General features: G+C 65.2%; 22 protein-coding genes. 7 read left to right on the top strand and 15 right to left on the bottom strand.

What is annotated here, in order from left to right; all coding sequences use genetic code 11:
• Window positions 1-21 precede the first annotated feature (21 nt).
• The 14 genes from ASF90_RS01885 to ASF90_RS01820 all read right to left on the bottom strand — a co-directional run bounded on the left by ASF90_RS01885 (window position 22) and on the right by ASF90_RS01820 (window position 14,185).
• A complete protein-coding gene (locus tag ASF90_RS01885; RefSeq protein WP_055845134.1) occupies window positions 22-1,212 on the bottom strand; it encodes a 1-deoxy-D-xylulose-5-phosphate reductoisomerase in 1,191 nt (396 codons plus the stop codon).
• Window positions 1,213-1,214: 2 nt separating this feature from the next.
• Window positions 1,215-2,042: a phosphatidate cytidylyltransferase gene (locus tag ASF90_RS01880; RefSeq protein WP_055845131.1), complete on the bottom strand. Its 828-nt coding sequence runs from the start codon at window positions 2,040-2,042 to the stop codon at window positions 1,215-1,217.
• Window positions 2,039-2,800, bottom strand: a complete 762-nt coding sequence (uppS, locus tag ASF90_RS01875; protein WP_055845128.1) for a polyprenyl diphosphate synthase — start codon at window positions 2,798-2,800, stop codon at window positions 2,039-2,041. Before uppS ends, ASF90_RS01880 begins: the two co-directional genes overlap by 4 nt.
• A gap of 17 nt (window positions 2,801-2,817) precedes the next feature.
• Window positions 2,818-3,375, bottom strand: a complete 558-nt coding sequence (gene frr / locus ASF90_RS01870) for a ribosome recycling factor (protein ID WP_055845126.1) — start codon at window positions 3,373-3,375, stop codon at window positions 2,818-2,820.
• 199 nt (window positions 3,376-3,574) lie between these two features.
• On the bottom strand, window positions 3,575-4,297 hold the full coding sequence (gene pyrH, locus ASF90_RS01865; protein WP_046963035.1) for a UMP kinase: 723 nt from the start codon (window positions 4,295-4,297) through the stop codon (window positions 3,575-3,577).
• Window positions 4,298-4,403: 106 nt separating this feature from the next.
• Window positions 4,404-5,927, bottom strand: a complete 1,524-nt coding sequence (locus ASF90_RS01860) for a GGDEF domain-containing protein (protein WP_055845123.1) — start codon at window positions 5,925-5,927, stop codon at window positions 4,404-4,406.
• 279 nt (window positions 5,928-6,206) lie between these two features.
• Window positions 6,207-7,085 (bottom strand): translation elongation factor Ts, encoded by an 879-nt coding sequence (tsf, locus tag ASF90_RS01855; protein ID WP_055845120.1) that lies wholly within the window; start codon window positions 7,083-7,085, stop codon window positions 6,207-6,209.
• Window positions 7,086-7,255: 170 nt separating this feature from the next.
• The gene (rpsB, locus tag ASF90_RS01850; RefSeq protein ID WP_055845117.1) at window positions 7,256-8,089 is read right to left on the bottom strand and encodes a 30S ribosomal protein S2; all 834 of its coding nucleotides are present in this window, start codon (window positions 8,087-8,089) and stop codon (window positions 7,256-7,258) included.
• Between the two features lie 314 nt (window positions 8,090-8,403).
• Window positions 8,404-9,111: a fimbria/pilus periplasmic chaperone gene (locus tag ASF90_RS01845; RefSeq protein WP_055845114.1), complete on the bottom strand. Its 708-nt coding sequence runs from the start codon at window positions 9,109-9,111 to the stop codon at window positions 8,404-8,406.
• A gap of 2 nt (window positions 9,112-9,113) precedes the next feature.
• Window positions 9,114-9,440, bottom strand: a complete 327-nt coding sequence (locus ASF90_RS01840; RefSeq protein WP_055845111.1) for a hypothetical protein — start codon at window positions 9,438-9,440, stop codon at window positions 9,114-9,116.
• A gap of 48 nt (window positions 9,441-9,488) precedes the next feature.
• On the bottom strand, window positions 9,489-10,523 hold the full coding sequence (locus ASF90_RS01835; protein ID WP_055845108.1) for a spore coat U domain-containing protein: 1,035 nt from the start codon (window positions 10,521-10,523) through the stop codon (window positions 9,489-9,491).
• On the bottom strand, window positions 10,520-12,868 hold the full coding sequence (locus tag ASF90_RS01830; RefSeq protein ID WP_055845105.1) for a fimbria/pilus outer membrane usher protein: 2,349 nt from the start codon (window positions 12,866-12,868) through the stop codon (window positions 10,520-10,522). Before ASF90_RS01830 ends, ASF90_RS01835 begins: the two co-directional genes overlap by 4 nt.
• Before the next feature lie 16 nt (window positions 12,869-12,884).
• On the bottom strand, window positions 12,885-13,652 hold the full coding sequence (locus ASF90_RS01825; RefSeq protein ID WP_055845102.1) for a molecular chaperone: 768 nt from the start codon (window positions 13,650-13,652) through the stop codon (window positions 12,885-12,887).
• 8 nt (window positions 13,653-13,660) lie between these two features.
• On the bottom strand, window positions 13,661-14,185 hold the full coding sequence (locus ASF90_RS01820; RefSeq protein WP_055846220.1) for a spore coat U domain-containing protein: 525 nt from the start codon (window positions 14,183-14,185) through the stop codon (window positions 13,661-13,663).
• Between the two features lie 317 nt (window positions 14,186-14,502).
• Between ASF90_RS01820 and map the strand changes: the two genes are divergently transcribed.
• From map to asnB, 7 genes are all read left to right on the top strand, one after another.
• Window positions 14,503-15,279, top strand: coding sequence for a type I methionyl aminopeptidase (gene map / locus ASF90_RS01815; RefSeq protein ID WP_055845099.1), 777 nt, complete (start codon window positions 14,503-14,505; stop codon window positions 15,277-15,279).
• Complete coding sequence (locus ASF90_RS01810) at window positions 15,276-17,885, top strand: [protein-PII] uridylyltransferase (RefSeq protein ID WP_055845096.1); 2,610 nt, start codon at window positions 15,276-15,278, stop codon at window positions 17,883-17,885. The genes map and ASF90_RS01810 overlap by 4 nt, the downstream gene beginning before the upstream one ends.
• Before the next feature lie 17 nt (window positions 17,886-17,902).
• On the top strand, window positions 17,903-19,099 hold the full coding sequence (dapD, locus tag ASF90_RS01805; protein WP_055845093.1) for a 2,3,4,5-tetrahydropyridine-2,6-dicarboxylate N-succinyltransferase: 1,197 nt from the start codon (window positions 17,903-17,905) through the stop codon (window positions 19,097-19,099).
• On the top strand, window positions 19,096-19,569 hold the full coding sequence (locus ASF90_RS01800; RefSeq protein ID WP_055845090.1) for a hypothetical protein: 474 nt from the start codon (window positions 19,096-19,098) through the stop codon (window positions 19,567-19,569). The genes dapD and ASF90_RS01800 overlap by 4 nt, the downstream gene beginning before the upstream one ends.
• Complete coding sequence (locus ASF90_RS01795; RefSeq protein ID WP_055845087.1) at window positions 19,566-19,922, top strand: arsenate reductase; 357 nt, start codon at window positions 19,566-19,568, stop codon at window positions 19,920-19,922. Before ASF90_RS01800 ends, ASF90_RS01795 begins: the two co-directional genes overlap by 4 nt.
• A gap of 225 nt (window positions 19,923-20,147) precedes the next feature.
• Window positions 20,148-21,278 (top strand): succinyl-diaminopimelate desuccinylase, encoded by a 1,131-nt coding sequence (gene dapE / locus ASF90_RS01790; protein ID WP_055845083.1) that lies wholly within the window; start codon window positions 20,148-20,150, stop codon window positions 21,276-21,278.
• 295 nt (window positions 21,279-21,573) lie between these two features.
• A complete protein-coding gene (asnB, locus tag ASF90_RS01785) occupies window positions 21,574-23,268 on the top strand; it encodes an asparagine synthase B (RefSeq protein WP_055845080.1) in 1,695 nt (564 codons plus the stop codon).
• Window positions 23,269-23,334: 66 nt separating this feature from the next.
• Here the strand turns inward: asnB and hpaM are convergent, their stop codons facing one another.
• The gene (gene hpaM / locus ASF90_RS01780) at window positions 23,335-24,387 is read right to left on the bottom strand and encodes a type III secretion-associated outer membrane-bound protein HpaM (RefSeq protein ID WP_055845076.1); all 1,053 of its coding nucleotides are present in this window, start codon (window positions 24,385-24,387) and stop codon (window positions 23,335-23,337) included.
• Window positions 24,388-24,598 lie beyond the last annotated feature (211 nt).

Raw genomic sequence — 24,598 nt, 5'->3', positions numbered from 1 at the left:
CAACTCGGCTGCGTGGATCGATCAAGCATGATGGGCGTAGTTGGCGAGGGCGCGTTCAGTGATTTGCCGGGCTTGCGCATCGGCAAAAAGCAGGGTGTCGAGGGAGTCGGCATTGTGCCGTGAGAGCGTTGTCAGCGTGTGTTCGACCAACGCAGGGATCGCTAGGAAACCTATTTGGCCCTGAAGAAACGCTGAAACAGCCACTTCGTTGGCCGCGTTCAGGATCGCCGGCGCGGTTCCGCCGGCGCGCAAAGCTTCCCAGGCCAGGTGCAGGCAGGGGAATGCATCGGTGTCGGGCGGCTCGAAATCCAGTCGGCCCTGTTGCAGCAGATCCAGTCCCGCCACGCCCGATTCCACCCGCTCCGGCCACGCCAGACCGACCGCCAGCGTGGTGCGCATGTCCGGCAGACCAAGCTGGGCCAGGGTGGAGCCGTCGACGAATTCCACCAGCGAATGCACCAGGCTTTGCGGGTGTACCAGCACGTCGATCTGCTCGCCGGGCAGGCCAAACAGATGATGCGCCTCGATGACTTCCAGGCCCTTGTTCATCAGGGTGGCCGAGTCCACCGAAATCTTCGGGCCCATCGACCACTTCGGGTGCGCAACCGCCTGCGCGGGCGTCACTGCCGCCAGCGCGGTGCGATCCCAGCCACGGAACGGGCCACCGGACGCGGTCAGGACCACCCGACGCACGCCGCGGCTGGCGTCGCACGAGCGCAGGCATTGGAAGATGGCGCTGTGTTCGCTGTCGATCGGAATGATTTCCGCGCCCGCCGCAGCAGCGGTGCGGGTCAGCAGCTCGCCGGCCAGCACCAGCGACTCTTTGTTGGCCAGCAGCAGGCGCTTGCCGGCGCGGGCGGCGGCCAGGGTCGACGGCAAGCCGGCGGCGCCGACGATGGCAGCCACCACGGTGTCGCAGGCATCGCTGCCGGCCAGCGCATCCAGCGCCGCGGTGCCGGCGTGCGCCTGGGTGGCGAGGCCGGCGGCACGCAAACCGTCACGCAGGGCCGGGTACAGCGCCTCGTCGGCAATCACCGCATGCGCAGGCCGATGCGTGGCGCACAGCGCCAGCAAGGCGTCGACCTGGCGGCCCGCAGACAGCACGCTGGCGCGCAGCCGCTGCGGATGACGGGCGATCACGTCCAGTGCCGACGTACCGATCGAGCCGGTCGCGCCGAAGATGGCGACCTGGCGGGGAGAAGAGCCAGCCATGCTTAGAATCCGAGAATTTCCTTGCCGAGTGCGAACACCGGCAGGGCGGCGAGCACGCCATCGATGCGATCCAGTACGCCGCCGTGGCCGGGAATCACCGTGCCCGAGTCCTTGGCGCCGGCGTGGCGCTTGAGCAGGCTCTCGAACAGATCGCCGAGTACCGACGCCAGCACCGCCACCGCCGCGACCAGGACCAACTGCGGCACATGCGCCAGGGTCAGCCCGGCCAGCCAGCCGAAGGCGCAGGCCACCGCGATGCCGGCAACCATCCCGCCGAGCAGGCCTTCGATGGTCTTGTTCGGACTGATGCGCGGCGCCAGCTTGTGCTTGCCGAACGCACGTCCGGCGAAATACGCACCCGAGTCGGCCGCCCAGACCATGGTCAGGGCGGTCAGCAGCCACAGGTTGCCCTTGTCCGGGTTGGCGTGCAGCAGCACCAGCGCGGCCCAGGCGGGAAGCACCGCCAGAGTGCCGGCCGCCAGTTTGAGCGCGCGCGCCTGGCCGTTGCCATGATCGGCACCGAAGGTGAAAAAGCGCAGCCACAGCAGCGCCAGCACCCACCAGGCCACACCCACCAGGGCGGCGATCTGGAACAGCACCATCGAGCCGGCCGACGCCCACACCATCAGCACCATCAGCAGCAGATTGAGCATCAGCAGCACGGTGCGCGGCAGGCTGTCGTCGATGCCGGAGAGCTTGAGCCACTCCCACAGGCCGGTCAGGAACAGAATCGCCGCCAGCGCCGCCAGCCATTGGGTGGGCAGCAGCACGATCGCGCAGATGGCGAGCGGCGCCATGATCAGCGCAGCAATCACGCGGGTCTTGGTCATGCGGAGGAGATCTCCGTCGCCTTGTCGGCGATCTGGGCACTGGTCAGGCCAAAGCGGCGTTCGCGCCCGGCATAGTCGTCCAGCGCCTGCTGCAGCACGCCGGCATCGAACTCCGGCCACAGGGTTTCGGTGAACCACAGCTCGGTGTAGGCCAGCTGCCAGAGCAGGAAATTGCTGATGCGGGTATCGCCACCGGTACGGATGAACAGATCCGGCGCCGGCAGGTCGGACAGTGCGACGCGGCTGGACAGCAGGGCCTCGTCGATCTGATGCGGTTGCAGGCGGCCGGCCGCCACCTCTTCGGCCAGCGCACGTGCCGCCAGCGCGATGTCCTGGCGGCCGCCGTAACTGGCCGCGATGCTGAGCACCAGTCGCGCATTGCCCGCGGTGCTGCGTTCGGCAGCGGCCATGCGGTCGCGCAACGGCGCAGCGAAGCGATTGCGCTCGCCGATGAAACGCACCTGCACGCCACGCCGTTGCAGTTCTTCGACCTCGCGGTCGAGCGCATGCAGGAACAGCTTCATCAGCGAATCGACTTCCTCCTGCGGGCGGCCCCAGTTTTCGCTGGAGAACGCAAACAGGGTCAGCGCCGACACGCCCTTTTCCAGGCAGAAATCGATGGTGCGATTGACCGCCCGCGCACCGGCGCGATGGCCGATCATGCGCGGACGTCGCCGACGCTGCGCCCAACGCCCGTTGCCATCCATGATGATGGCAATGTGGCGCGGGACTGCGTCGGTAGAAGGGACTGGATGCATGGCAGGCGATGCCACGATCAGACCGTCATCAATTCCTGTTCCTTGCCCTTGACGACCTCATCCACATCTTTGATGGCCTTGTCGGTCAACTTCTGGATGTCGTCTTCGGCGGCACGGGCTTCGTCTTCGGTGACCTTCTTGTCTTTCAGCAGATCCTTGACCTGCTGATTGGCATCGCGACGGATGTTGCGGATGGCGACCTTGCTGTCTTCGCCTTCGCCATGCACGGACTTGCTGAGCTCCTTGCGGCGCTCCTCGGTCAGCGGCGGCAGGTTGAGACGGATCACGGTGCCCACCACGGTCGGGGTCAGGCCCAGGTCCGAGGCGTACAGGGCTTTTTCCACGTCCTTGATCATGCCCTTGTCGAACAGGCTGATCACCAGCGAGCGGCCTTCGGACACGCTGATGCTGGCAACCTGATTGAGGGGGGTGTCGGTGCCGTAGGCCTTGACCTTGATGCCGTCCAGCAGCGCCGGCGAAGCGCGGCCGGTACGCACGGTGGTCAGTGAATGGCGCAGAGCATCGATGCTCTTGGTCATGCGCGCCTGCGCGTCTTGTTTGATCTGGTTGAGCATCGCCGGAATCCGTGTGGAGCTGAATCCGGGGATTATAGCCGGGACTGGGGTTTCACGACTCGCCGGCCTACATGAGCCGGCGCAGCCGGTTCACCTGCCTGGCGCGTTCACGCCAGGCGCTGCGATGGATCGGACACGAGCGGAGCGCCCGATCCACGCTGTGACGAATCACAAATCCCGATTCTCTATTCCCAAAAAGTCAGCTACGGCCCTGCACCAAGGTGCCGATCTGCTCGCCGCGCAGGATGCGCAGCAGCACGCCGGGCTCGCTCATGCCGAAGATGCGCAGCGGCAGATCGCTGTCGCGTGCCAGCGCGAAGGCGGCGGTGTCCATCACTTCCAGGCCCTGCATGATGACTTCGTCGTAGGTCAGGCTGTCGTAGCGCACCGCGTCGGTGTGCTTCTTCGGGTCTTTGTCGTACACGCCGTCGACCTTGGTTGCCTTGAGCAGCAGGTCGGCACCGATTTCGATCGCGCGCAGCGCCGCGCCCGAATCGGTGGTGAAGAACGGGTTGCCGGTGCCGGCGGCGAAAATCGCGATACGGCCCTTTTCCAGGTGACGCATGGCACGGCGACGGATGAAATCTTCGCAGACGTCGTTGATCTTGATCGCGCTCATCACGCGCACCTTGGCGCCGAGCTTTTCCAGCGCGTCCTGCATGGCCAGCGCGTTGATCACGGTGGCGAGCATGCCCATGTGGTCGCCGGTGACACGGTCCATGCCGCTGGCGGCCAGGCCGGCGCCGCGGAAGATGTTGCCGCCGCCGATCACCAGTGCGACCTGTGCGCCGGCCTGCTGCGCTTCGATCACTTCATGGGCGAGGCGGTTGATCACCTTGGGATCGATGCCGTAATCCCCGTCCCCCATCAGCGCCTCCCCGGAAAGTTTGAGAAGAATGCGGCGATAGGAAAGTTCGGACATGGGGGAGACCTCGGGGGTGGGGGACGACAAACGCCGGCAATTCTAGCGGAAGCGTGCCACCGGGCGTGGTAAAAATTCCTTTGTCGTCATCGAGGTGACGTGCCGCTCAGTGCGCCCGCGGGTTCGGTGGCGTCGGAACATCGGTCGCATCGTAGGCGGTGACGCGGTTGCGGCCGCGATGCTTGGAGCGGTACAGCGTGCTGTCTGCGGCCTGCAACAGGTGTTCGATACTTTCGAACTGGCGCTCGATGCCGCCATGCGTGGCCAGGCCCGCGGAGAAGGTGATGTGCAGCGGGCCGCCCTGCAGTTGCGCCATCGGCGTGCGCGCGGTTTCGGCAAGGATGCGCTCGATCACCATCAACGCCGCATCGGCAGGCGTGTTGGGCAGGATCACCAGAAATTCTTCGCCGCCATAGCGTGCCACCAGGTCGCTGGTGCGCACCATGCGTTGCAGCGTCTGCGCAAAGTTGCGCAACACCTCGTCGCCGACCAGATGGCCGTGCGCATCGTTGACGCGCTTGAAATCGTCCAGATCGATGAAGGCGATCGACAGCGGCCAGGCCTGCCGCGATGCCAGTTCGAACTCATGCGCCAGCGCGGTGCCGAGCTGATGCCGATTGAACACACCGGTCAGTGCATCGCGGCTGGCCTGCTCGGCCAGATGACGCATGCGGTTCTCCGATTCGTCGGCATGGCGGCGCGCTTCGGCCACATCCTGCAATTCGCGCAGGCTGCGCAGCAGGGCCAGCTCGCGCGCCTGCTCGAAGATCAGCTGGATATGCTCGGGTTGCGGCACGCGGATGTCGAATAAGGCTTCGAGCTCGGGCAAGGATTCGGCGATGCGTTCGATCACTTTTTCGAAGCGTTCGGCATCCAGCTCCAGCACGTCCTGCGCCTGGCGCTGCGCATGCTCGGTGGCGGTAGCCGCGCTAGCGGAGAGCCAGATGTCGGCCAGACGTCCGGACAGCGCGACGCAAGCCATGAAGGGCTCCAGGCCTGACGGTTCTTCTTCGCTTTTCGCGATCGCGTTCTGCAGGTAGTGCGGTAATTGCCACTGGTGCGCAAGCCAGGCGCCGATTTCGGCGTGGGTGGCACCCAGGTGTTCGCGTTCGGCATCCAGCAGCGATGCATTGTCGGGCGCCTGTTCCAGCAGCGGCGCATACAGCTCGGGCGCCCCTTGCAGCAGTGCCAGCTTGCCGATGTCCTGCAGCAGGCCGGCCAGCATCAATTCTTCGGGTTTGCGGATGCCATAGGCCTGACCCAAGATGCGACTGGCCAGCGCGCATAGCCCGGCACGACGCCAGATGCGCTCATGCAACGGGTGCGCGATAAAGGTGCTGCGCACGCCGTGCACCATCGAAAACCCCAGCGCCAGGCTCAGGGTCGCGTTGAGGCCGAGCATGGTGAGCGCCTGGCCGAGGTTGTCGACACGGCGGCGGCTGGCGTAGAGCGGTGAGTTGGCCACGCGCAGCATGCGTGCGCTCAGGGCGATGTCCATGCCGATGACTTTCGCGGTGGTGGTCATGTCCACATCCGGGTCCTGCGCCAGCTCGATGATGCGCAGCGCGACGCCGGGTGGCGATGGCAGGTTACGGCAGTAGTGCAGGGCGGCCTGGAGATCTGGTTGCATGAGTCATCGCCAACAGTGAACGCAAGCATACAGCTGCGTTCGGTGAGTTTGAGCACGCCACGGCTCGCAGTCGCTGCGCTGGAACGCATGCGTGAGGGGTGCTGAGAGTCTGGTTGGCATCTAGGCTTAGCGGCACGGCCGACGACATCTATAGCGTCGAGGCCGGTTGCAGGCACCACGGATGTGTGTGCTTCAGTTCGTGCGCTTCGATGCAGCGCGGATTCGCAGGCAAAAAAAAGCCGCGGCATGGCCGCGGCTTTTTTCACTCTTTGGCGAAGATCAGGCCAGACCGGCCTGCTTCATCACTTCGGCGGCGTAGTCTTCCACCACCTTCTCGATGCCTTCGCCAACGGCCAGGCGCTGGAAGCCGATCACGTCGGCACCAGCGGCCTTGACGGCCTGCTCGACGGTCTGATCGGTGTTCAGCACATACGGCTGGCCGTACAGCGTGACTTCGTTGACGATCTTGCTGATCTTGCCGCTGATGATCTTTTCCAGGATCTCGGCCGGCTTGGACTTGTCCTTTTCGGACATCTTGGCCAGTTCGATTTCCTTTTCCTTGGCGACAAACTCGGCCGGGACGTCGGATGCCTTGATGTGCGGCGGGTTCATTGCGGCGATGTGCATGGCAATGCCGCGTGCCAGCTCGATGTCGCCACCCTTCAGCTCGACCAGCACGCCGATACGGCCGCCGTGCACGTAGGCCGCGACGTTGTTGGCGCTGTCGATACGGGCCAGGCGACGCACCTGCAGGTTCTCGCCAACCTTGGCGATGACCGCAGCGCGACGCTCTTCGATGGTCTCGCCGCTGTCCAGCTTGACGCTCTTCAGCGCTTCGGCATCGGCGACGTCGGAGTTCAGTGCGGCGTTGGCCACGACCTCGGTGAAGGCCAGGAAGTTCTCATCCTTGGCGACGAAGTCGGTCTCGGAATTGACTTCGACCAGCACGGCCTTGCCGCCGGCCTGTGCAGTGGCGATGCGGCCTTCGGCAGCAACGCGGTCGGCCTTCTTGTCGGCCTTGGCCAGACCCGACTTGCGCAGCCACTCGGCAGCGGCATCGATGTCGCCAGCGTTTTCGACGAGTGCTTTCTTGCACTCCATCATGCCGGCGCCGGTGCGCTCGCGCAGTTCCTTGACCAGGGAAGCAGTGATTTCCATGGAATTACCTCGTATGGACGAATGCGTACGGCGGAAGTGTTCCGCCAGTGAGGAGACGGTGCAGCGTGCGGGCCGCCCCCGTAAAAATCTTTGGTGGCCTCAGCGACGGGGCGCGATGGACCCGTCGGGGCTGCGGCCGCCCAGCATGGAGCGGCCGCATTGCATGCCGATTACTCGGCAGCCGGTGCTGCAGGTGCTTCAGCTGCTGCCGGTGCGTCGGCCTTCTTCTCGGCGGACTTCTTGGCCGGGGCACGACGGCCCTTGCCTTCGTCGCCGGCGTCAGCCGAGAACTCTTCTTCGCGCACCGACGCCGAGTTCGGCGCAGCAGCCTTGCCTTCCAGCACGGCATCGGCAGCGGCACGTGCGTACAGCTGCACGGCGCGGATGGCGTCGTCGTTACCCGGGATGGCGTAGTCGACCAGGGCCGGATCGTAGTTGGTGTCGACCACGGCGATCACCGGGATGCCGAGCTTCTTGGCTTCCTTGATGGCGATGTCTTCATGGCCGATGTCGATCACGAAGATCGCGTCGGGCAGACGGTTCATTTCCTTGATGCCGCCCAGCGACGCGTCCAGCTTTTCGCGCTCGCGACGCAGGCCCAGCACTTCGTGCTTGACCAGCTTTTCGAAGGTGCCGTCGGTTTCAGCGGCTTCCAGTTCCTTCAGGCGGGCAACCGACTGCTTGACGGTGCGGAAGTTGGTCAGCGTGCCGCCCAACCAGCGCTGGGTCATGAACGGCATGTTGCAACGCTCGGCTTCTTCCTTGATCGACTCGCGCGCGCTGCGCTTGGTGCCCAGGAACAGCACGGTGCCGCGCTTCTGCGCGATCGAGGAGAGGAAGTTCATCGCGTCGTTGAAGAGCGGGACGGTCTTCTCGAGGTTGATGATGTGGATCTTGCCGCGCGCGCCGAAGATGTACGGCGCCATCTTGGGGTTCCAGTAGCGGGTCTGGTGGCCGAAATGGACGCCGGCTTCCAGCATCTGACGCATGGTGACCTGAGGCATTGAAAAAACTCCTGGTAGCGGAATCGCCGTGCGCAGCTGTTGTTTGAAGTCAGCGCAGGGAGTGCGGGCGCTGCGAGAACACTCGCATCAAACGCACAAGATTCCGGGGTTGGGCTTCCCTGTTGCCTCCGCGACGAACCCTTGTGAGGGCACCCCGGCACGGATGGCGGCAGCAGGTGTGGATTCGTCGGTGACGTCCGACGTGGACGGCGCAATGCGGCAAAGACGCAAAACAGCCGGCGGAGTATAGCCGGCCGGGCCGGTCGTATGCAATGTGCACTGCCGGCATCGCCCGGACTGGCGGGCGAGGGGACTCAGGGCTGCAGTGCGAGCGTGGTTTCGGTATCGCTGTTGACGCGGGCCACGAAGCGTCCCAGATCGGCGGACAGGGTTGCCGGCAGCGCCCATTGCCGGGTCTGGCCGGGCAGCACATAGCCGGCCAGATCGTTGCCGATGCTGTGCCGGGTACCGCCGGCATCGATAAAGGCCAGGTCGGCCAGGCGGGCGTGGTGCACGCCGGCATTGTGGATGCGTAAGCTGCGGCCGCTGCCCTGGCCGGACAGCGTCGCCTGCAGCTGCGGGTGCAACTCGCCCGGCTCGGTGGGCATCGCAAACACCGGCGTGGAATAGCGCAGCAGCTCGGTTTCATCGCCCACGGCATGTTGGGTCACCACCAACCGATAGCTGTCTTCGATCCGTGCCGGGCTTGGGCCGAGGCGGATGACCCGCAACAGCTGGCGGCCTTGCGCCGGGATTTCGAACTGACTGGGACTGACGGCGGCGCCGGTGGCCGGTTCCAGCAGTTCGCGCCCACCGTCCTGGTGCCAGCGGTAGAGCTTGGCGTCGGCGCGCCACGGTTGTGCAGACTGGTTATAAAGCCACACGGCCGCCTGGTTGCTGTCGGCCGGGATGTGTGCGGTGGTTGGGGCGATGGCGATTTCGGCAGCGACAGCGCTGCCGCTGGCGGCCATGCATAGCAGGCCCAGGATCAGCCAACTGCAGCGCGGGTGGGTGGCGGCCATGCTCAGAACGCGATGGTGGTGATGCGCGTCGCACCGCTGGGCGCAGGCCCTGCAAGTGCGCTGGCGTCCTGGCCCGTGCTGGTGGTCGACGGGGTGTTGACGTTGCGCGACGGCTGCGCAACCGCGACCGGCGTGCCACGCGAGCAGCTGGCGCGCGGCGGGGTCGTGCGCAGCTCGCAACCGCTGAGCAGGCGCAGGCCGATGTGCAGGCTGGAGTTGTCCGGGCCGCGGTTAGTGGACGCAGTTGCGGCAGCGGCGCTGCAAGCGAGGGCGACCAGCGTGAAGCACTTCAGGAAGGTGACCGGCGTCATGAAGGCAATCGTTTGCATTGGAGTCGTTACAAATAGCGACGCCCCCGAAGCGAACTTAATTAACGGTCAGTAAGTGATCGAGACAGTCACCGTGTCGGTATAGGCCCCGGCGATGGGTAGCTGCGGCGCCGGCGCGCGGCCATAGACGGTCACCGTCTGCGCGACCCCGTTGCCGGTGCCGGCGAGGGTATCGACCCCGATCGTGGTGCCCCAGCGGCTGCTGCGGCCCGAGTCCTTGTAGAGCTCGTAGGTGATGAAGTTGGCGCTGCTGGCGTGGCGCATCCGTCGGGTGCTGCCGCTGGCGTTGACGCCGACGTCCAGGCCGATGTTCCAGGCGGTGCGGTTGGTGCAGGCCAGGCTGATGGTCGAGCTGCGGTCGATCTGGGTGTCGATGCTGCCGGCGATGCTGCCGAAATCCAGATCGGTAGTGACATAGGTATTGCAGCGCGCCGGCACATTGGCCGAGGCGGTGAACGGGAATGCATTGCTGGCGGTCTTGGCGCCGCTGCCGCCCGTGTTGCAGCTGGCCGGCGGCTGGATGCCGCCGATGATGCTTTCGTTGTAGGCGTAGCGCATCACCGTATCGGCGCCGCCGAAGCTGCTGGTGTGGTTGCCCACCGACAGCGTCTGGCTGCCGGGAATGCGTCCGTAGAAGGTGACCGTGGTGGTCTGCGAGCCGCCGACCAGGATCGGTACCGAATAGGCGAAATTCAGTACCAGCGGCGACGGCGTGCTCGATCCGGTGGCGCCCCAGACCTGCGTGCGCGCCGCATCGCTGTAGATCTGATAACTCACCGCATCGCTGGTGGCGTTGAGCATGCGGCGCGGCGTATACACGCCTGCGCTGGCACTGCCGGGCCCCAGGTCCAGGCACAGCGTCACCCGCGCCTGGCCCAGCACGCTGAGCGCGGTGGTGGCGCAGGACACGTTGAAGCTCGCGACCGCATCGGTGGCGCCATTGGCAGCCACGTTGCCGAAGGCCAAGGGCGTCCCCAACGTCACCGTGCAGGTGGTATCGGCATGCGCCGACTGGCTGGGCGTCAGCCATAGCAGTGCAAGGCTCAGTGCAAGCAAGACCCGCCAGAGCGCATGCAGGCTCATGGCGTCGGCTCCGCGATGCAGCGCAACGGGCCGACCCGCGGAATGCGGCCAGCGTCGGCCGGATACGCGAACTGCGCGATGCAGCGGCCCTCCGGCAACTCCACCAGGATGCGGTTGTCGTTCTGCAGATTGTCCAGATAGGTTTCGCCGTCGTAGCCGACCACCACGCGTTCGGCACCGCCTTCGCGTTGCGCCACGCTGCCCACCGGCACCGGCGCGCCGTTTGCGTCGTGCAAGACGATCACCGCAGCCCGCACGCGGGTAATGCCGAAGCGCACCGCCACACCAGATTGCTGGCGCGGCGTCACCGTGGTGTCGACCCGATCCACGCGCAGGTCCGCCGGCAGGCTCAGCGTGTCGATCGATAGCTGATTGCGCTGCCACGATTGCAGCGGCGTCACCAACAAGGTGCCGCGTGCATCGGTGACCCCGATCAAGCGGTTCTCCAGCCGTACCGGAATGCCGGCCTGGCCGTCGGTGGACACCACCGCAAACGCGTCCTGGACGTCGCGCGCCGCAAAGCTGCGGCCGTCCATCCACACCAGGCTGCCGCTGGCGCTGGCATAGCCGAACTGGTCGCCGTCCTGGGTGGCGGCGCCGAAGTTGTAGCGGCCGACGCGGTTCAACCAGCCCAGCTCGGCCAGCCCGCCGCTGGCATCGTCGCCCGCGCGTGCCTGCACGCGCCAGCCGATGCCGCCCAGGTCGCCGTCGCCGGGTAGCGGCTGGCTGACATCGGCCACAAACCCGGTGCGATTGCCGTTGCGCTGCATCGACGCGCTGGCCTGGCGCAATTCGCCGAAGGTGGTGGACAGCGACAGATACAGGCTGCGGTCGCTGCGGATATCCAGGTTCTGGTTGCCGGATAGATTGGCGGCCCAGTTGCGCCCGAAGCTGCGCGACCAGAACACGCTGGCATAACGCGAGGTGTCGCCTTGCGGGTAGCTCAGGCGCACGTAGCTGGTGCCCAGCGAGCCGATCGGGTCGGCATTGACGCCGAATGCGGCGCGGTCGCTGACGCGCGCCGGCAGGCTGCCCTGCAACGCGCCGAGGTCGCGGTAATCGCCGTGGGTACGCTGGGTGCCCAGATTTACGTTGAAACGCCGGTTGTTCCAGGCGTAGCCCAGCACGGACTGGCCGCCACGCAGCGCATGCATGCTGCTGTGTGCGTAGGCCGCATTGAACACGCCGCCAGCGCCGAGCAACCACACCCCGCCTGCGCCGGCATTGACCACGCCGCCGCCGGCTTCGGTGTGCGCCTCGATGGTGAAGTCATCGCGCAATCCCTTGCGAAAGCTGGCGCTGGCGACCGGCTGCGAGGCATAGGAAAACGAACGCACGCCATAGTCGCGGCGCAGATGGCCGATGCCTGCCGACCACTCGGAAATGCCGCGCGCAAGCAGTTGCGGCGTGCCGTAAAACGCGAAGTCCAGTCGACGCACCCGGCCGAAGGCATCGGTCACCACGATCTGCGCCTGCCCGGTGCCGCTGATGCCCGGTTGCGCGGCCAGTTGAAACGGCCCGGCCGGTACCTGGCCGCTGTACTGACGCAGGCCATCGACATACAGCTCCACCGTGGAGGGCACCGCCGCTTCGCCCAGAAAGCTGGGCGTCGGGGTCAGCACACGGTAGGGCTGCAGCGCGTAATTGCGGCCGATCTGCACGCCGCCCAGCCGCAGCGAACGGCTCCAGTCGACGAACCCGCTGTAGAAATCGCCCACCCGCAGGCTGGTGGCGCTGTCGGGGAAATCCATCTGCCAGGCGCTATCCAGGCGCACCGCCTCGCTGCGCCAGCGTTGGTCCTGCGGGCGGTCGTAGGCCAGAAAAATGGCGGTGGTATCGACCATGCCGCGACCCAGGCCGAAGCCGCGCAGTTCGGTGGCCAGCGACATGCTGCTGGAACCGGCATTGCGCGTGGCATAGAAGTCGTAATTGAGCAGCATGCCCGGCGATGCGGTGGCGCTGGGCGGGGCGGCTTCTTCGGCCTTGAGTACGGTGGTGGACAGCGACAGCTGCGCCAGCGGTACCTGCAGCGCGAGCCGCTGCAGTGCGGCGTCGTAGCGCACTTCCACATCGGGTAGCTGATCCAGATCGACCAATTCGCCGGGCAGGCGATCGGCCAGGATGAAGCCGAGTTTGCGCAGCGTTTCCACCGATCCACGCAAATGACCGTCGACCAGTTCGAACGGCGCCAGGCCGCGATCGGCCTGATTCAAGGTGACGTCCAGATACAGCGACTGCGGTTGTGTGGCGGCGCTTTGCGCAATCTGGTCGGGCAACGATGCGACATCGGCGAGATCGCCGGCCATGGCGTTTGCCAACCCGGTGGCGGTCGCAAGCAGGGTCATCGCCAGCCGGGCCGCATCACGGCGCCGTGGGCGCGGCCAACAGGGTGCGTTCGTCAGCCTCACCATTGATCCTTGCGACGATGGAGCCGCGGCCGAACTGCGCCAGCGGTGCGCCCAGCGACCAGCGCATGGTCTGGCCCGGTAACACGTAGCCCACCAAGCCATTCAAGGTGGTCTTGGTTGCGCCATCGACCCGGTGCTGCAGATCGGCGACCTGCGCATGCCCGGAGCCGCTGTTGCTGATCTGGATCTGCGCATTGCCATCGGTACCGGCGATCACCTGCGCGCTCAGGGTGGGCGTGGGCTCGGCCTTGCCGGGTGGCAGGACGAAGATCGGCACCGAGTAGCGCAGCACGAACTGCATGCCCTTGCGATCGGCATCGGCGCTGGGCAGTTCGTCGACAATGATGCGGTAGCAGAGCTCCTGGCGACTGGGCGCAGGCCCGGCGCGGATCACGCGAATCAGTTGGCGCTCGCCTGCAGCCAGGGTGCGCATCGGTGGGCTGATCAGGATTTCCTGGGTCGGATCGAGCTGGTCCTGCCCATCGCGCTGGGTCCAGCGATAGGCGCGGGTCTGCACTTGCACCGGCGCGCCGCCACTGTTGCTCAGCCATAGGCCGTCGGCGGTCTGCTCTGCGCTCAGGGTCAGCGAGGTCGGTGCCAGCTGCAGGCTGGCCGCCTGCGCAGACGGCAACAGCCAGGCGCAGCTCAGCGACAGGCTCAGGGCGAGTCCAACCGGGACCAGCCACGCACGGAGGCGCGACGGCAGCTGTTGCAATGGCATGCGTGAGCTCAATAGACGATGGTCGCGGTGATCGTGTCCTGGTAGCTACCGGTCGCGGCGTTGTTGACCGACGGATTGGTCACACGACCGTAGACCGGGTAGACCTGGTTGATGCCGGTGGCGGTGCGGCTCAGGGTGTTGGTGCCGGTGGTGCTGCCCCACACCGTGCTGCGGCCCAGGTCCTGATAGAGCTGATAGGCGATGAAGTTGTTGGTGGTGACCAATGGGTCGGCGTTCTTCATGCGACGGGTGGTCACATCGTTGGCGGTGCCCGCGTTGCTGCCCGCGCTCAGCGCGATGTTGTAGGGCGTCAATGCGGTGCATTGGGCGGTCACGCTGCCGTTGGCATCGGCGTTGGCGGTCGAGGTGGAGAGCACCGAGCCGAAGTCGACGTCCGTGGCGGAGGCGGCGGTGATGGTGCAGGCCTTGGTGACGGCGATCTTGACGTTGAAGGTGGTTGTATCTGCTGCCGTCGCCATGCCGATGGTCGAGAGCAGGCCGATGGAGAGCAGGACAGGGCGGACAGTGCGCATGGACATTTCCTTGACCGGTCAGGTCTTTGATGACGCGACAAGCTGTCGCCCTCCATGCAATGCATCAACTGTGCCAAACATAACTGCGAATTCATCTTGTATCTAGCTGTTTCGCTTGCATCTTTTGCGAAATTTGCGATGTCCTATTGATGACTTCGCTCGCAGGATTCTTGACGCGAGAGGAACTGCGTCACACATGAATAGGCGCTCGCGACGGTTTGCTGTTGCCCGGTCCGCTTGCCGTGTCGACACTGTGTCCTGCAAAAAACGCTGTCGCGGGTCGTTCAGATTCAGCCCGGATCGGCGATAATCGGGGCATGAGCGTCAATCTAAAAACCAAAGAAGAAATCGAACTGATGCGCATCGCCGGCCGTCTGGCCGCCGAGGTGCTCGACATCGTTGGCCCGCACGTCAAGCCAGGCGTGACCACTGCCGAGCTCGACCGCATCTGCCACGACCACATCGTCAACGTGCAGGGCACCATTCCTGCAAACGTTGGCTATCGCGGCTTTCCCAAGAGCGTGTGCACCTCGGTCAATAACGTGATCTGTCACGGCATTCCGAGCGCGGCCAAGGTGTTGAAGGAAGGCGATATCGTCAATATCGATGTCACCGTGATCAAGGACGGCTGGCACGGCGACACCAGCCGCATGTATTACGTTGGCACGCCGTCGGTGATGGCCAAACGCCTGGTGGACACCACCTATGAAGCGATGTGGCGCGGCATCCGCGCGGTCAAGCCGGGCGCCACGCTGGGCGATGTGGGCCATGCGATCCAGAAGTTTGCCGAGGCCGAACGTTTCAGCGTGGTGCGCGACTACTGCGGACACGGCATCGGCAAGGTCTATCACGACGAACCGCAGGTGATGCATTACGGCCGTCCGGGCGAAGGCCTGGTGCTCAAGCCGGGCATGACCTTCACCATCGAGCCGATGATCAACGAAGGCACCTATCACCATAAGACACTGCCCGACGGCTGGACCGTGGTCACCAAGGACCGCAAGTTGTCCGCGCAGTGGGAGCACATGGTCGCAGTGACCGAAGACGGCGTGGATGTGCTGACGCTGTCTGCCAATTCGCCCGCGCCGGTATGACGGCCACGCCGGCGGATCGACCCGACCCGGGCGTCGCCGGCGATGCGGAATGGGCCGCGCAGGCCCGTCCGCTGCTGGTGCACGCGGACATGCGGCTGTGCAAACGCTTCGATCAGGGCGAACCGATCGAACGGTTGGTTGCGCTACGCGCACGCGCGGTCGACCAGTTGATGCGCAACGCCTGGACCCGCTGTATTCCGGCCGATAGCGGCCTGTCGCTGCATGCGGTCGGTGGGTATGGCCGCGGCGAGCTGTTTCCGCGTTCGGACGTGGACGTGCTGGTGTTGGGCGACACCGCCGTGCAGCAGCGCCACGAGCAGGCGCTGGCGCGGTTGTTCGCGTTGTTGTGGGATGTGGGCCTGTCGATCAGTCACGCAGTGCGCTCGCCGGCGCAATGTACCGCCGCGGCGATTGATCAGACCGTGCTCACCGCGTTGATCGAGTCGCGGCCGTTGGTGGCCGATGGCGACGCGCGCGCGGCACTGGCTGCGGCGATCGCGCCGCAATGGGTGTGGCCGCCGCGCGATTTCTTCCAGGCTAAGCGCGAAGAATTGCTGGCGCGGCATCAGCGGTTTGGCGACACCGCCGACAATCTCGAACCCGACATCAAGGACGGCCCGGGTGGCCTGCGCGATTTGCAGACCCTGGGCTGGATGGCGTTGCGCGCGTTCGGGGTTAAGGATCTGGAAGCATTGGTCGGGCTGGGCCATGTCGGCTTCGACGAAGCGGCTGCCTTGCGACGCGAGCGCGAAGAATTGGCGCGGCTGCGCTTCGGGCTGCACATCGTGGCCAACCGGCCGGAAGAACGCCTGCGTTTCGATTACCAAAAGACCCTGGCGCAGCGGCTGGGCTTTGCCGACGACCCGGAAAGCCTGGGCGTCGAAAAGATGATGCAGCGCTTTTACCGCAGCGCTGCGTTGATCCGCCGGATCAGCGACCGGCTGCTGCAGCGCTTCGAAGAACAGTTCGATGGCGAGGCGGTACCGGAGCCGTTGGACGACGGTTTCAGTCTGCGTCGTGGTTACCTGGCCGCCGATGCCGACAGCTGGCCGGATGGCGATGTGCTGCGGGTATTCGCGCTGTTTGCGCAGTGGGCCGCGCATCGCGATGTGCGCGGGCTGCATTCGCTGACCGCACGCGCGCTGGCCGAAGTGCTGCAGCAACTGCCGGCTTACGACGTGGCCGATGCCGCCACGCGCGACCGTTTCATGGCGCTGCTGCGCGGCCCGCGTGCGGTGGAAACGCTCAATCGCATGGCGCGGCTGGGTGTGCTGGGGCAGTGGATTCCGGCGTTTGCCAGTGTGTCCGGTCGCATGCAGTTCGATCTGTTTCACGTCTACACGGTGGACCAGCACACATTGATGGTGCTGCGGAACATCGCGCTGTTCGCCGCAGGGCGCGCCGACGAGCGTTTTTCGATCACCCACGAAGTCTGGCCACGGCTGCGCAAGCCAGAATTGCTGCTGCTGGCCGGGTTGTTTCACGACATCGCCAAAGGCCGCGGTGGAGATCACTCCGAACTGGGCGCAGTCGATGCGCGCGCGTTCTGTCTTGCGCATCGGCTCAGCGAAGGCGATACCGAACTGGTGACCTGGCTGGTGGAGCAGCACCTGCGCATGTCGGTCACCGCGCAAAAGCAGGACATCTCCGACCCGGAGGTGATCCATCGCTTCGCCACCCTGGTCGGCACCCGCGAGCGTCTGGATTATCTGTATCTGTTGACCTGCGCCGACATCGCCGGCACCAGCCCCAAGTTGTGGAATGCGTGGAAGGACCGGTTGCTGGCCGATCTGTATTTCGCCGCGCGTCGCGCGCTGCGCGAAGGCCTGGAACATCCGCCGCCGCGCGAGGAGCGCTTGCGCGAAGCGCGCGACTCCGCACGCGCGCTGATGCAGGCGCAAGGCCATGACGATGCCACCATCGACCGCCAGTTCGCCGGCATGCCGGATGAAAACTTCCTGCGCTTCCGTCCCGAGCAGCTCGCCTGGCAGGCCGTCTCGCTGATCGAAGTGCAGATCGGCCAGACCCTGGTCAAAGCGCGTCGTGCGGTGCCGGACAACGATGCGTTGGAACTGTTCGTGTATTCGCCAGACCGCGATGGCCTGTTTTCGGCGATCGTCGCCACGCTGGATCGCAAGGGCTACGGCATCCATCGTGCGCGCGTGCTGGACGCGCCGCACGATGCGATCTTCGACGTGTTCGAAGTGCTGCCGCAGGAAGGCTATGCCGATGGCGATCCGCAGCGTCTTGCCGCCGCGCTACGCCAGGTGCTGGCCGGCGACCTGCAAAAAGTACGGCCATCGCGGCGTGCCGTGCCGCGCCAGTTGCGGCATTTCCGCTTTGCGCCGCGCGTGGAATTCAGCGAAAGCGCTGGCGGCCGCCGCACCCGCATCAGTCTGGTCGCCCCCGATCGCCCCGGCCTGCTCGCCGATGTGGCGTATGTCCTGCGCATGCAACATCTGCGCGTGCACGACGCGCGCATCGCCACCTTTGGCGAGCGTGCGGAAGATCAGTTCCAGATCACCGACGAGCACGATCGCCCGTTGTCCGAATCCGCCCGGCAGGCCCTGCGCGATGCGTTGTGCGCCTGTCTCGACCCCGCCTAGTACGTCTGGAGACCCCCATGGCCACCACCAAGAAGACCGCGCGCAAGCCCGGCGCGACCACCGCCAGCGCCGCACCCAAGCGCGCAGCCACCTCCACCGCCAAGGCCGGCAAGACGCCTGCAGCAGACACGACCAAGCCGGTCGCGAGCGTCGGCAAGAAAGGCGCCGTCAAGACGGCGGCGGTCAAGACCGCGCCGGTCAAGAGCACCGCTGTAAACAAGGCTGCTGTAAAGAAGACTGCTGAAAAGAAGGCCGCCAGCGCAGCGCGCGTGGCCAGGCAGGCGACCGGCGTGGTGTCGGCGCCAGCTGCAAAGAAAGCGGCCGCTGCAAAGAAACGGCCGATTGCCGAGCAGGCCGTGCAGAGCGCGGCAACCCATGTGGGCAGCGATGAACTGAAGTTCGGCATCGAAAGCGCCTTCGAGCGCCGCGCCACCTTGACGATGGATGAGATCGACGGCTCCACCCGCGCGATCGTCACCCGCGTGATCGATGGCCTGGAGAGCGGCGAATTCCGCGTGGCCGAGCCGGACGGGCAGGGCGGCTGGACCGTCAACGAGTGGTTGAAGAAAGCTGTGCTGCTGTATTTCCGCGTCAACGAGATGGCGGTAATCGACGCCCAGCCGGCGCCGTTCTGGGACAAGGTGGAATCGCGCTTTGCCGGCTTCCATGAAGCCGACTTCCGCAAGGCCGGCGTGCGCGTGGTGCCCGGTGCGGTCGCGCGTCGCGGCACCTATTTCGGCAAGGACGTGGTGCTGATGCCGAGCTTCACCAATATCGGTGCTTATGTCGGCGAAGGCACCATGGTCGATACCTGGGCAACGGTGGGCTCGTGCGCGCAGATCGGCAAGCACTGCCATCTGTCCGGCGGTGCCGGCATCGGTGGCGTGCTCGAACCGCTGCAGGCCAGCCCGACCATCATCGAAGACCATTGCTTCATCGGCGCGCGGTCGGAGGTGGTCGAAGGCGTGGTCATCGGCCATCACAGCGTGATCGGCATGGGTGTGTTCATTTCGCAGAGCACGCGTATTTACAACCGCGCTACCGGCGAGATTTCCTACGGCTATGTGCCGCCGTACAGCGTGGTGGTGTCTGGTCAGCTGCCGTCCAAGGACGGCTCGCATTCGCTGTATTGCGCAGTGATCGTCAAGCAGGTGGATGCCAGGACACGCAGCAAGACCAGCGTTAACGAGCTGCTGCGCGGTCTGGCCGATTGAGTACCGCACCCGCATCCGCCGGCACCCTGCTGTCGCGTCCGGGCAGTGGCTGGATCCGGTGGGGCATCCCGGCCCTGTGGCTGGGATGGGCCGCGGTCTACGTGGCGGGCTCGCTGGCGCGCGATGGCGTGCCGCAGCAGCTGGACGTGCTGCGCTGGCTGGCGCCTGTCGCGATGCTGGGGCTGACCGTGCGGCATATCGTGTTGTGCAGGCGATGGGCGCAGGTGCGCGATGCCGGCGATGCGCTGGAGATCGTGCAGAAGGGGCGGTCGCAGCGTGTGGACCTGGCGCAGTTGCGTGCGGTCGATCCGGCCTGGCTGTTTCCACCGGTGCGGCTGGCGTTGAAATTCCACGGTGAGCGCGCACGGGTGGTGTTCCTGCCTGCACGCGGGCAAGACCCCACCGCGTTGGCCACCACCTTGCTGGCGCGTGCGGGCACGCACCATGCAGTTGAAGAGAGCACGACATGACCACGTTGTATGGATTGAAGAACTGCGACACCTGCAAGAAGGCCACCAAGTGGCTGGACCGCTTCGGTGTCGCTTACACGTTTGTGGATTACCGCGACAACAAGCCGTCGCCGGAGACACTGCTGGAGTGGGCCGACAAGGCGGGCGGATTCGATGCCTTGATCAACAAGTCGTCCACCACCTGGCGGCAGCTGCCCGACAACAAGAAGGTGCCCGGCTCGGAGGCGGAGTGGAAGCTGTTATTGCGCGAGTACCCGCAGTTGATCCGCCGGCCGGTAGTGGTTACCGACGACGGTGCATTGACTCAGGGCTTTTCCGATAACGGCTTCAAGAAAGCGTTTGGTGTGGGCTGAGCAGCTGCAGTCGCGACGGTGCCGGCAATGCCACCGCAGCGGTTGCTGCTGCGGTGGCGAAAGACGCCCGTACTGGGTGCAGCTTGCTTCAGCGTAGACCGCAGTACCACGACGCGCCGCGAGCGGTGATCAACGCGCGCGGCGCGGACCTGGTCAGTGCGCTTGCTCTACGCTGTCCATGATCCATCCACGCCGCTGGTGCGGCCTCGCTATGGTGATGTTTCGATGAGTGATGTGCTGGATCTGACCCGTGATTTGATTGCGCGCGCCTCGGTGACCCCGGTGGATGCCGGCTGCCAGGCCGTGATCGCGCAGCGCCTGGCCGCTGCCGGATTCGCCTGCGAGCACCTGCGCTTGGGCGAGGTCGATAATCTGTGGGCCACGCACGGTAGCGGCGCGCCGGTGCTGGTGCTGCTCGGGCATACCGATGTGGTGCCGCCTGGCCCGCGCGAAGCGTGGACCAGCGATCCGTTCGATCCGCAGATCCGCGATGGCGTGCTGTACGGGCGTGGTGCCGCCGATATGAAAGGCAGCGTGGCTGCCTTCGTGATTGCCGCCGAGCAGTTTGTTGCGGCCCATGCGGAGCACCCCGGTACGTTGGCGGTGTTGTTGACCTCCGATGAGGAAGGCGATGCCATCGATGGCGTGCGGCGTGTGGCCGATCTGTTCCGCGAACGTGGGCAAGCGATCGATTGGTGCATCACCGGCGAGCCATCGTCCACCGAGCGACTGGGCGACCTGCTGCGGGTTGGACGCCGCGGTAGCCTGTCCGGCACGCTGACCGTCAACGGCGTGCAGGGCCATGTGGCGTATCCGCACAAGGCGCGCAACCCGATCCATCTGGCAGCGCCCGCGTTGGCCGAATTGGTCGCACGGCGCTGGGACGACGGGTTCGAAAGTTTCCCGCCCACCAGTCTGCAGATTTCCAACATCCATGCCGGCACCGGTGCCAACAACGTGATCCCCGGCGAGCTGCAGGTGGCCTTCAATCTGCGTTACACCCCGCAGTGGGATGCGCCGCGGCTGGAGGCAGAAATCACCGCAGTGCTGGATCGCCATGCGCTGGATTACAGCGTGCGCTGGCACCGCAGCGGCGAGCCGTTCTACACCCCGGAGGGGCGCCTGCGCAGCGTCGCGCGCGAAGTGTTGGGCCAGTTCGCTGGCGCGCCGCCGGAGGAGAGCACCGGCGGTGGCACCTCCGATGCGCGCTTCATCGCGCCGCTGGGCGCGCAATGCATCGAGGTCGGCCCGGTCAACGCGTCGATCCACCAAGTCGACGAGCATGTGCGCGTGGCCGATCTGGAGGCGTTGCCGTCGCTGTACCGCACGCTTGTCGAACGCTTGTTGATCGGTTGAGCAAGCGCTGCGTCGCCGTCGTTGCCGCTGAAACAGTTGCGCCAGCGAAAACGAACGGTTAGCGTCGGTTACATGGTCATCCACCTCGCCAAGCTTAATAACGCCAACCGCAACACGCTGCGCGCGAATAATCGTGCGCGGCCGATGCGGGTCTGCGACTAGGCGAAGTACATCCAAACGCCCAGGAATCAGAAAACCCGCATCGGCCGATGCGGGTTTTTTTTTGGGCGTCACTTCCAAGCAGCATGCTCGTCCATCGGTCATCCATCCCCGCAGTTTGATCAGGAGTGTTTCCATGTGTTCCATCTTCGGCATTTTCGGCCTGCAACCCGGCGACGATCTGCAGGCCCTGCGCCGGCAGGCGCTGGAATGTTCGCAGCGGCAGCGGCATCGCGGTCCGGACTGGAGCGGCGTGTATGTCGACACCGGCGCAATCCTGGTGCACGAGCGGCTGGCCATCGTCGACCCGGCTGGCGGCTCGCAGCCCTTGCTCTCCGAAGATGGGCAGCTGGCCTTGGCGGTGAATGGCGAAATCTATAACCATCGCGAACTCAAGCAGGAGCTGCAGCAGCCGTACGCCTTCCAGACCGGTTCCGATTGCGAGGTGATCAACGCGCTGTATCGCGAAGATGCACCGGCCTCGTATCTCAACCGCCTCAACGGCATCTTTGCGTTCGCACTGTGGGACAAGGCGGCCGGGCGCGTGATCATTGCGCGCGACCCGATCGGCGTGGTGCCGCTGTACTGGGGCCACGATCGCGAAGGCCGCCTGCGCGTGGCCTCCGAGCTGAAATCGTTGGTGGACGATTGCGCCGATGCCGCACAGTTTCCGCCGGGCCATTGGTACGACAGCGCCACCGGCGCATTGAGCCGCTACTACGAACGCGCCTGGCGCGAATACGGCGAAGTGGAAGGCGTGCAGGTGCAACTGCAGGAATTGCGCGAAGCCTTCGAGCGGGCGGTGCATCGTCAGTTGATGACCGACGTGCCATACGGCGTGTTGCTCTCGGGCGGCCTGGATTCGTCGTTGGTTGCAGCCGTCGCCGCGCGCTATGCACGGCATCGCATCGAAGAAAACGACACCACCGAAGCGTGGTGGCCGCGGCTGCATTCGTTCGCGATCGGCCTGAAAGGCTCGCCCGATCTTGCCGCTGCAGAAGTGGCCGCCGCAGCGCTGGGCACCGTGCACCACGGGTTCGAATACACTTTCGAAGAAGGCCTGGACGCGTTGCCTGAAGTGATCCGCCACATCGAAACCTACGACGTCACCACCATTCGCGCGTCCACGCCGATGTTTCTGCTGGCGCGGCGCATAAAGGCGATGGGCGTCAAGATGGTGCTGTCTGGCGAAGGCAGCGACGAAATCTTTGGCGGCTATTTGTATTTCCACAAGGCACCGAACGCGCGCGAATTCCATGAGGAATTGGTACGTAAGCTGGATGCACTCAACAACTTCGATTGCCTGCGCGCCAACAAGTCGATGATGGCTTGGGGCGTTGAGCCACGCGTGCCGTTCCTGGACCGCGAGTTCCTGGATGTGGCCATGCGCATGGATGCCAGCTTCAAGATGATCGACAAGACCAGCACCGGCGCCACGCGTATGGAAAAGGGCGTGCTGCGCGAAGCGTTCGCCGGTTATCTGCCGGAATCGATCCTGTGGCGGCAGAAAGAGCAGTTCAGCGATGGCGTGGGCTACGGCTGGATCGATGGGCTCAAGGCGCATGCCGCCGCGCATGTGAGCGACCGCGAGCTGGCTGCGGCCGACCGGCGTTTTCCGGTCAACCCGCCGCAGACCAAGGAAGCGTATTTCTATCGCAGCCTGTTCGAGCAGTTTTTCCCGAGCCAGGCGGCGGCAGAAACGGTGCCGGGCGGCAAGTCGATTGCGTGCTCGTCGCCGACCGCGATTGCCTGGGATGCGAGTTTTGCCGCGATGGCCGACCCGTCGGGCCGTGCGATCGCCGGCGTGCACGAACAGGCACTGGCCTCATAACGCGCGTTGCAACTGCAGCGGCCGGCATGCGCCAACGCGCTGCCGGCCGCTCTGTAGTGCACGTGTTTATTGCTCGTGGCGCACGCAATAGCCGTAGCGCTGCGGCTCGATATCCACACCGGCCACATCGGCCTGGTTGTTGCGCCACAGGTTGGGCTTGAAGTCGGCCGCGGTGCAGTTGGCGGCACGGTCCACACCGATGGTGTAGGTGAACGGCGTATTGGAGAAGCGGTTGTTCTCGAACACGTTGTCCTGACTCATGCTGTTGTCCCAGCACAGGATTTCCGGCGTGCGATAGCGGATGGCGCAGGCCAGGAACACGCCGGCCACCTTGTTGCCATCGAACACGTTGTTGCTGAAGCGGTTGCGCCGCGCATCGGACAGATAGATGCCCTGGCTGCCGTTACGCTCGAAGCGGTTGTTGCGGATCTCGCTGTCTTCCAGATGTTCGGTGGTCAACCCGGCCGCCACGTTGTCGTGGATGTAGTTGTTGACCATGGTCACCTTGGCGGTGCGGTTGAACGACACACCGTCCCAGATCGCGCCAGACACATCGTTGTTTTCGATGGTGATCTCGCGCGTGTCGTATTCGCTCAACAGACAGGCGCTACGGCACTTGTTGACCTGCAACCCAGCCAGGCGAATGCCTTGGCCGGAGCGCACCACCACTGCGCTGTTGCTCAGGTACGGGCGCTCGGGCATGAATTCCTTGTCGCCGGTGCTGGCAACGATCTGCATGTCTTCGATGCTGACATTGCGGATCACGCCGGTTGGCTGCTGATTTTCGTAGTCGCCCACCACCAGTGCCGGTTGCTGCACGCCATCGGCCATACGCAACACCGTGCTTGGGCCTTTGCCGCGCAAGGTCAGGTTGCCGCGGTGGATCGAGACCAGCCCACGCAGCGGAAATTCGCCTTTTTCCAGGCACAACACCGACGGCGTATCGCCTTGCGGCAGTTTATCGATGGCCTTTTGCAGATCCTGCCCCGGCTTCACCTTGGCGGTGCAGCTGGCGACAGGCGCGTCGGGTGGGCCGGATTTAGCCGGTGGTGCGGCCGAGCAGGCGGCTGCAAACACCAGGGGCAACAGGGCGGAAACGGAGCGGGCAAGCTGAGGCATGCGGATTCCGGTCAGTGAGGGGAGGGGGGCGATCGGTGTGGAGAGATCTCCAGATCGCGACGGCCTCTAGTGTGTCCCACCGAACGTTAAGTTCCAGCCCATGACCGCCTGCGCGATTCGGCGCAGGTTCATTGCGTGGCAATCGTGCGCAGTGCAACTGTGCGTCAACGCGCAGTTGCGGTGGTGGCGAGTGCGTGTTGCATGGACGCAG

This window comes from Xanthomonas sp. Leaf148 (assembly GCF_001423585.1).
Lineage (GTDB): Bacteria > Pseudomonadota > Gammaproteobacteria > Xanthomonadales > Xanthomonadaceae > Xanthomonas.
This window is presented reverse-complemented; position numbering and strand designations above follow the sequence as displayed.